This is a genomic window from Brevibacillus sp. HB2.2 (assembly GCF_013284275.1).
GTDB lineage: Bacteria > Bacillota > Bacilli > Brevibacillales > Brevibacillaceae > Brevibacillus > Brevibacillus brevis_D.
Genome location: NZ_JABSUV010000007.1, coordinates 162,478 through 170,824 on the forward strand (window position 1 = coordinate 162,478; position 8,347 = coordinate 170,824).

Below are 8,347 nucleotides of genomic sequence, written 5' to 3' on the forward strand. Positions count from 1 at the left end.
AGGGGCATTTTTCTATCGTGCAGGGACAACTTAGCCTTGCGTTGGGAAATTCGGTTTATGCGCCCCTTTGCGTCCATAGCGCACATAATAGAAGGTATAGAACAGCACCAACGCACCAATTCCATAGAAGAGTCCAATTCGCTGTGTCGGGTCAAACGCCGGGAAGATAAGAATGAATGTACAAAGAGCCAGACACAGGAGCGGCATCACCGGGTAAAACGGTGCTACGAACTGCAAATCTTCTATTTTTCCACCCTCACGCAAGTATTGACGGCGGAAATTGAATTGAGAGAGAGCAATCCCCATCCACGTGAAGGTGACCGCAATACCGGATACAGACATGAGCAGCACGTATACCGTATCCGCTGCAACCACGCTGGTTAATAGGGACAGAAGTGAAAACGCCAGCGTCGCCAAAAGTGCGTTCAAAGGCACTTTACGCTTGGTCAGCTTTCCAAAAGCAGGATGGGCCATATTGCTATGGGAAAGAGACCACAACAAACGCGTGGCTGCGTACAAGCATGAGTTGCCGACAGACAACAGAGCCGTCAAGATGACGAAGTTCATGATATCCGCTGCAAAAGGAATCCCCACTGCATCAAATACCGTCACAAACGGACTTTCCAAGAGCCCCAGCTCGCTTGAGGGAAAGAGGGCGGACAAGATCGTGACCGACGCCACATAGAACACGAGAATGCGAAACACAATGTTGCGGATCGCCCGCGGAATAGTCTTTTGCGGGTCTTCTGCTTCCCCGGCTGCAATTCCGATCAATTCAGAGCCTTGATAAGAGAATACGACGTTCATCATCGTCACAAAGACGATCGCGATGCCAAACGGGAATAGTCCCCCATCTGCCGAGAAGTTGGAGAGAAACGGAGCGGGTCTTCCTTCCATACTGACAATACCGAATATAGCACCTAGTCCGACAATAATAAACATAAGTACAGCCAATACTTTAATTCCGGCAAACCAGTACTCCGTTTCCGCAAACCCCTTTGTCGTCAGCGCATTGAAGGCAAAGAGCAGAACGATAAAGAGCGCGCACCAAATCCAGATCGGTGTATCCGGGAACCACCGTTGCATGACCATGCCCGCGGCAGTGAATTCTACCCCGGCCGTTGTAGCTGACCCTAGCCAATACATCCATCCCAGTGTAAACCCGCTCGCCGGACCAATATACTTGCTGGCGTAGGCTTGGAAAGAGCCTGTTACTGGCATTTTTACAGAAAGCTCACCCAAGCACGTCATGACCAGATACAGCAAAATCCCGCCGACGATATAGGCAACGAGCGCTCCGCCAGGTCCAGCCTGATTAATCGTGAAGCCAGCGTTGAGGAAGAGCCCTGTCCCGATGACACCACCTAACGACAGCATAAACAAGTGGCGACTTTTCATGGAACGTTGTAGCTGTGTGTCTCTTTCATTCCCAGTGTTCATATGATTCCTCTCTTTCACCTGCTTTTTAAGAGGTCTATCAGGAGTCTATAAACGAAGAGAGAACTGCCTGCGCTAGAAACGCAGGGACAGGCAGCTCAATCCTCCGTCTTGTTTCTGGAATTCAGACATATCCAGCTCAATCACATGGTAGCCAGCGTCAGTGATTTGCTTTTTCGTGCTCTCAAAGCCTTTTGGAATAATGACATAGTCGTTGATATGGATGCAGTTCGCAGAGTACTCGACTTCTTTTTCCACGACCAGATGCTTGTACTTGCTAAATACTTCAGAATCAATGAACTCCCCAGCCAGAACCAGCAAGTCATTGCCAAGGTAAGCGATTCCTGTTTTCAGGTGGAAAAACTCTTTCAACGGTACAATGGTGACCTCATATCCGTATTTGGAGAGAATCTCGCGGAACTGGATGGCTCCTTCTTCATTGGTGCGTGTAGACAGACCGACGTAGAAATGGTTGTCTACCTGCATGACGTCTCCACCATCGAGGAAGCCTGGGGCTTGAATATACTCAATCGTGTCATAAAAACGAGGAAGCACCAATTTCATATCCTCAATTTCACCATTGCGGCTTTCTGCACCGGGATTGGTGATGACGGCGCACTTTTCCGTGAGAACAGCTGTATCTTCCACAAACGTAGAATCTGGGAAACGCTCGTCCGCTTCCAGAACGGTTACATCCAGACCTGTCTGTTTCAGCGCTTCTACATAAGCGGCATGCTGTTTAAGAGCAAGTTCAAAATCAGGTGTACCCAAATCAGAAGTCGTCAAACCATTTACATAACTCTTTCCCGGTTTTCTTACAATCGCACGTGAAAATTTCATAATGATAGATCTCCCTTCTGTTTTTGAATCTTGCTTTTGTCTAACAGTATTCATTCTCCTCTGAGCAATCACCCAGAAATATTCCGCATTGTGGAATCACTTCTGCAATACAAAATTACACTCTTAATGTAAAATAGTTTCAAATTTTTTGTCAACGGATTTTTATCTAGTTTAAATGATATTGATTCCGTTGAAAAATTCTGATAGATTGAGGTCATATTAAGCTGGCGTGACTTTCAACGAACGGTCACTATGCAACAAAGCCAGGAGGTAACCCACGTTGGTACAATCGATTGACCGGGCGATGAGCATCATCTCCGTCCTGGTATCAGATCCAAACAAGCAGCATTGGTCCATCTCGGAAATTGCTGAACAAACGGACCTGCCGCTGAGTACGGTACACCGTTTAATCAGCAGCCTCATCAAGCATGGCCTCATCCTCCAGCTTCCCGAGAGTAAGCAGTACAAGGTTGGCTATACGTGGATGGAAATCGGGCTGCGCATCCTGGACAAAATGGATATGCGCGCTGTCGCCCGAACTGTCATGGAGCGATTGGCAGCAGATGTACGAGAAACCGTCTATCTGAACATTCCACAGGGCTCTCATGCCATCGTACTCGAACGAGTGGAAGGTCCCATGTCTGTCAGAAGCATGGATAATCTGGGCGAGCGTATTCCGCTACACATCGGTGCAGCAAACAAAACGATTCTCGCCAGCATGAATCCGAACGAAGCAGAGCAAATCGTGACCGGTTTAATCCCGGATGCAGAAAAACGTCGCGAGCTGTTAGAACGACTGCCTGAAATCAGACAAAACGGCTATGCAGTCAGTTACGGTGAGAAAACCGAAGGCACCGCATCCATTGCCGCTCCTATCTTCGGTGTCAACCAAAAGGTCGTAGGCGCTTTGAGTATTGGCGTGCCGAGCTACCGGATCAACGAGCAGCTCTTGTCCTCACTCATTGAACAAGCCCAACAAAGCGCCAAAGAAATTTCCCACATGATCGGTGCCTTACCTTAATTTTTTTGCCCACTAACCGGAAACAGTTTTCACTATACGGAAAACGGAGGCGTTTTTTATGCAAAAATGGCAAACAAAAGAGCAGCTCGTTGATCTCTTGTGCAATTTGGTAAGCATCCCAAGCATTACAGGATCATCTGCCGAGAAGGACTTGCCTGGCTACGTCGTCGATCAGCTGCGTACCCTGCCTTATTATCAAGCCAATCCCGATCATGTACGTGCGAATCCGACTGAAGACGGGCGCCATTTTGTCACTGCTTTGGTCAAAAAAGAAGGCGTACGGGACACCGTCATTCTCGTCAGCCATTTTGATGTCGTCGACGTCGAGGATTACGGTGCCTGGATGAAGCATGCTTTTAATCCGAAGACCCTCACTCCTCTGTTCCAGCAAAACCAAGCGGATATGCCAGCAGACGTTCAACAGGATATTCGCACCGGCAACTGGCTGTTTGGCCGTGGCACCATGGATATGAAGTGCGGACTGACACTGCACATGTCGATGATTGAGCAAGCGATTGCTGGGGAGTTCGACGGCAACATTTTGCTTCTGACAGTCCCTGATGAAGAGGTGAATTCTGTCGGGATGCGGGCAGCAGTCCCCGCGCTTTTGAAAATCGCCGAAGAGTTCGACCTGAGCTACACCACCGTGCTCAACTCCGAGCCGATGTTTACCCGCTATCCAGGGGATACGAATACGTACTTGTACACAGGCTCCATCGGAAAAGTGCTGCCTGGCTTCCTCTGCTACGGCAAAGAAACACATGTCGGCGAGCCTTTTGCTGGGTTAAACGGCAATTACATGGCTTCTCAAATGACATGTGAGCTCGAGCTAAACACATCCTTTTGCGAGGTTGTTGAGGGAGAAGCATCTCCTCCGCCGACGAACCTGATTCAAAAGGATTTGAAAAAAGAGTACTCTGTGCAAATTCCGCACCGTGCCGTGACGCTGTTCAACCTGTTCCTGCTGGAAAAGCAGATGGAGGATGTCGTAGAGCCGCTGCTGGAATCGGCAAGAAATGTCGCAGAGCGCATGAAGCAAAACTACCTCAAGCACGCGAGCCAGTTTGCCAACTTTGCGCCGTTTAGCCCGCGTGATCTGTCCATTTCCGTCATGACTTACGAAGAACTGTATGCCTATGCGAAGAAAACGTACGGGGAAGAAAAGCTACGCCAGCTGGAAGCAGATGTGATCGCCAACCGCGGCGACAAGGACGACCGCGACACCACGATTGAGCTGGTGGATCAATTAGCGATTCTGTGCAAAGAACTGTCGCCGATGATGATCTTGTTCTTCGCTCCACCGTTTTACCCGGCAGTCAGCTCGCGCAATCATCCTCTGATCCAACAAACGATGGAAGAGATGAAAACATACGCGAGAGATCAGCACCAGGTCAATTTGGTGAAACAAAACTACTTTGGCGGAATCTCTGACTTAAGCTACGTCGGACTCCAATATCCGGCTGCATCCATGAAGCCATTGGTAGCAAACATGCCTTTGTGGGACAACGGCTACTCTATTCCGCTTCAGGAACTCGAAGCTTTTGATGTACCTGTCATGAACCTCGGTCCAGTCGGACGTGACGCCCATCAATGGACAGAGCGTCTGGACATCGACTATGCATTCGATACGTTAAAAGACATGCTCCCTCGTTGCATCCAGTCTCTCTTGCAAAATGGGAAAGCAGTAAAGGAATAGCAAAAGAGAAAAGGTTCCCGTACCGATAGATGACTGTCGCACGGGTGCCTTTTTCCTTATAATGAAGAAAAACCATTTCAAGGGAGGGTTACCCATGGAATTTCAAGCGAAAGAAAATGGCTTTGTCACTCAACTGTCCTACGGTGAGCTGCACGTATCGGGTGATGAACAGTATGGATTTCGCCCCTACCAGCTCTTGGTCTCTTCCATCGCTGTTTGCAGTGGCGGTGTTCTGCGAAAAGTGTTAGACAAGATGAGAATGCCGTGCACGGATATGAAAGTAACAGCAGATGTTCAGCGGAATGAGGCAGAGGCAAATCGCGTTGAAAAAATTCACCTCCACTTCATCATTACGGGTGAAAATATGAAAGAAGAAAAAGTACAAAAAGCCATTGAAGCCGCGAGCAAAAACTGCCCGATGGTCCAATCTGTCAAGGGAAGCATCGTCGTAACCGAGTCCTTCGAATTGGTATCATGATAGGAAAAAACGTGCTACCGCCCACTCCTTTGTTTCTACTTCAAGACATACAGCAGGTCACCTTGTCACCGACAGAAGCATGGACGTTTTCCGGCGAATCAACCCATGCTGTGCTCATCGTGACAAAAGGATCGGGTCGGATGCTGAGCGAGTCGGATCAAGCCGCTCTACTTGATGGAAGTGCGCTGGTTCTTTCGCGAGAATCTGCGAGACAAATAAGCGCAGATACGGATGATCCACTCCGTTTCCTCGTATTTTATTTTGACGCCCTACAACAGCAAGATCAGGTCACCAACGCCTACAGCCCGAGTCCTTCCTGGCATCTTGACCACAGCTCGTGTGCATTTCATCAGGTAGATAGCAGTACGGAGCTTGCCCTCACCCTGTATGCCCATCGACAAGCCAATGATCAGTTGGAAGCTTTTCAAAATCAAATTCGCTTTCAACAATTGCTCCACCTGATTTGGAGCCATGCAGAACAGCAGGCTACCGTAGAAACGTCAAGCGTTGTCGATCAGACGGTTTCTTACATGCATACGAATTATGCAGAGCCAATCACCTTAGATGATTTGGCAAATCGAGCTGGCCTTACCCCGCGGTATTACACCGAGGTCTTCAAGAAAAAGGTTGGAAAAAGCCCGATCGAATATTTGACGAGCTGTCGGATGGAGCATGCAAAGACACTTCTGCGAGAATCGAATAAGCGATTGCGCGAGGTAGCACGTCTGGTCGGGTATGCCGATGAGTTTTACTTCAGCAGACGCTTTAAGCAGCAGGTAGGCGTGTCCCCGACTGTCTTTGTCCGCATGAATCAGAAGCAAATGTCACCCGTCACCTTCCACTATGCCGAGTATTTATTGGCACTCGGAATCAGACCGATTGGCGCTCCAGAAGAGCAGGTCACTTATTTACGCGAGCAATTACGGATGAAAGAGGCTGATGAGATTGTCAGCCTGCCCGAAAACACACCAGACATAATCAAATCATTGCAGCCGACGTTTATTTTGACCGAATCGACGGTAGATAGCGCTGCTTTTTCCAAGGTTGCACCTACTCTTGCCCTTCCATGGCTGGATCATGATGTATTTGGTCATTTGAACATACTAGCCGACGTGCTTGGCTTGAAAGACCAGGCACACCTGTGGCTCAAGCAGCATGAACAGAAGGTTCTGAAGGCGAAGCGATGCATCGATGCTCATATTCAGAAGAAAGAAACATTCTTGATCCTCAATGTGCGTCCACAGAGTCTATTGGCATACGGTGCCAGAAATATCGGGCATGTACTGTACAAATCCTTGAAGCTGACGCCACCCAAAATGATTCAAGAAGAGTTAACACGCAATCCCAATTTCTGGGCAACCCCCATCAATGAGGATCAATTAAGCCAGTACGCAGCAGATTGGCTGTTCGTTCATATTTTTGATGATGATCTCTCACGGGCACACTTCCTGGAGTTGATGAAGCAGGATGTCTGGCAACGAATTCCTGCTGTACAAAAAGGACAAGTGGTCATTCTCAACCCGATTTGGTTCTCGTATGATCCCCTCTCCCTCGACATCCAGCTGGAAGAGGCCGTCCAAATTTTGACCCATGCAAACACCGCCACATTATCCAAAGAAAAACGGAACATTCTCCATGGATGAAAAGAGTGCGTTCAAGGTAAGATGGACTCTATTAATGAGAATCATTTTCATTCATGGAGGATATACGATGAAACGATTGCACATACGAGCTTGGCTGCCAGGATTGATGATTCTTTCCTTGTTCTTGCTCACGGCATGCGGCCAGACAGCCAGCCCCAATCCATCGGCACCTGCACAAGAAAATAAAAGCAGCGAGACCCGTGTCCTGAAGCACGCAAAGGGCGAAGCCACCATTCCTGTGAAAGCTCAGCGCGTCGTAGCCTTGCAATATTTGGGCCCCATGCTTGCCCTTGGGGTGAAGCCAATCGGTGCAGTGAAGGGACATATGGAAGGTCCAGACATGGAACCACTGGTTAGTGGAATCGAAGTCGTGGGAGATTATGATGCCTATAATCTGGAGAAAATCCTCGAGTTGCAGCCTGACTTGATTCTCACCGGAACCGAAGTCGAGCAACAGGTATATGAAAACCTCACAAAAATTGCGCCTGTTGTAGCGATCGCCTTCGATCAATATGATGTCTACGGGCATGTACAAAAGGTAGCGGAAGCGTTAGGTCGCGAGGAAGAAGGAAAGGCTTGGGAGCAGAAGTATAAAGCAAAGGTGGAAGAAGCACGTAAGCTGGTCCATGCCAAGGTCGGGAAGGACGAGACCGTTGCAGCATTAAACGTCCGTGCGAAAACGATCAAAATGTACGGGGCTCGCAACATGGGCCATGTTTTGTACAACGATCTTCAGTTAACTCCACCGCCACTCATTAAGAGTGAGATCGATAAAGACCCACTGTTCTGGTCAAAAGACGTGTCCATGGAGCTTTTACCGGAATATGCAGCCGACCATATTTTCCTGATGTTGTTCCCAGGAGAGGATGCCGCTCAGTATTTGAAAGAAATCGAGCAAAGCAGTCTGTGGAAGAACTTGCCCGCTGTTAAAAAGAATCAGGTTTACGTAGTCAATGTGGATAGATGGCTTGGCTACGACCCCATTCTGATTGAAAAGCAGTTGGATGAAGCTGTGCAGGATTTGACTGGAGCCAAGAAATAATAAGATAGGGCATTCTGGTTTGAGTCAACATAGGGGTGGAGAAGAAAAAGCACAGTTCTCTTCGACTCTGACACGCCCGCAAGCGGGATTGACTGTCCGTCTCCACTTCAAAAAGGGGACCGTCGAGCCAAAGCCACCCTACGGGCGGAGGGTTCTCAAGGAAGAAGTGTTCGACAAGCGGGTCCCCTTT

At 48.7% G+C, this 8,347-nt stretch carries 7 protein-coding genes; 5 read left to right on the forward strand and 2 right to left on the reverse strand.

Going from position 1 to position 8,347, the window contains the following annotated elements; genetic code table 11:
* Positions 1-30: 30 nt before the first annotated feature.
* Together HP401_RS07260 and HP401_RS07265 are read right to left on the reverse strand one after the other, a co-directional pair.
* Entirely contained in the window at positions 31-1,440 is a 1,410-nt protein-coding gene (locus HP401_RS07260; RefSeq protein WP_173604576.1) for an amino acid permease, read from the reverse strand.
* 72 nt (positions 1,441-1,512) lie between these two features.
* Positions 1,513-2,277: a dimethylarginine dimethylaminohydrolase family protein gene (locus tag HP401_RS07265; RefSeq protein WP_064200301.1), complete on the reverse strand. Its 765-nt coding sequence runs from the start codon at positions 2,275-2,277 to the stop codon at positions 1,513-1,515.
* 280 nt (positions 2,278-2,557) lie between these two features.
* Between HP401_RS07265 and HP401_RS07270 the strand changes: the two genes are divergently transcribed.
* From HP401_RS07270 to HP401_RS07290, 5 genes are all read left to right on the forward strand, one after another.
* The gene (locus HP401_RS07270; RefSeq protein ID WP_173604577.1) at positions 2,558-3,298 is read left to right on the forward strand and encodes an IclR family transcriptional regulator; all 741 of its coding nucleotides are present in this window, start codon (positions 2,558-2,560) and stop codon (positions 3,296-3,298) included.
* Between the two features lie 58 nt (positions 3,299-3,356).
* Positions 3,357-4,994: a M20/M25/M40 family metallo-hydrolase gene (locus HP401_RS07275; protein WP_173604578.1), complete on the forward strand. Its 1,638-nt coding sequence runs from the start codon at positions 3,357-3,359 to the stop codon at positions 4,992-4,994.
* A gap of 94 nt (positions 4,995-5,088) precedes the next feature.
* Complete coding sequence (locus HP401_RS07280) at positions 5,089-5,472, forward strand: OsmC family protein (RefSeq protein WP_007720051.1); 384 nt, start codon at positions 5,089-5,091, stop codon at positions 5,470-5,472.
* A 62-nt stretch (positions 5,473-5,534) separates the two neighbouring features.
* On the forward strand, positions 5,535-7,115 hold the full coding sequence (locus HP401_RS07285) for a helix-turn-helix domain-containing protein (protein WP_254457020.1): 1,581 nt from the start codon (positions 5,535-5,537) through the stop codon (positions 7,113-7,115).
* Positions 7,116-7,182: 67 nt separating this feature from the next.
* On the forward strand, positions 7,183-8,157 hold the full coding sequence (locus HP401_RS07290) for an ABC transporter substrate-binding protein (protein WP_173604580.1): 975 nt from the start codon (positions 7,183-7,185) through the stop codon (positions 8,155-8,157).
* Positions 8,158-8,347 lie beyond the last annotated feature (190 nt).

Coding starts and splice junctions, on each gene's coding strand:
- HP401_RS07260 (WP_173604576.1), bottom strand. CDS start 1,440: ATGAACACTGGGAATGAAAGAGACACACAGCTACAACGTTCCATGAAA.
- HP401_RS07265 (WP_064200301.1), bottom strand. CDS start 2,277: ATGAAATTTTCACGTGCGATTGTAAGAAAACCGGGAAAGAGTTATGTA.
- HP401_RS07275 (WP_173604578.1), top strand. CDS start 3,357: ATGCAAAAATGGCAAACAAAAGAGCAGCTCGTTGATCTCTTGTGCAAT.
- HP401_RS07280 (WP_007720051.1), top strand. CDS start 5,089: ATGGAATTTCAAGCGAAAGAAAATGGCTTTGTCACTCAACTGTCCTAC.
- HP401_RS07290 (WP_173604580.1), top strand. CDS start 7,183: ATGAAACGATTGCACATACGAGCTTGGCTGCCAGGATTGATGATTCTT.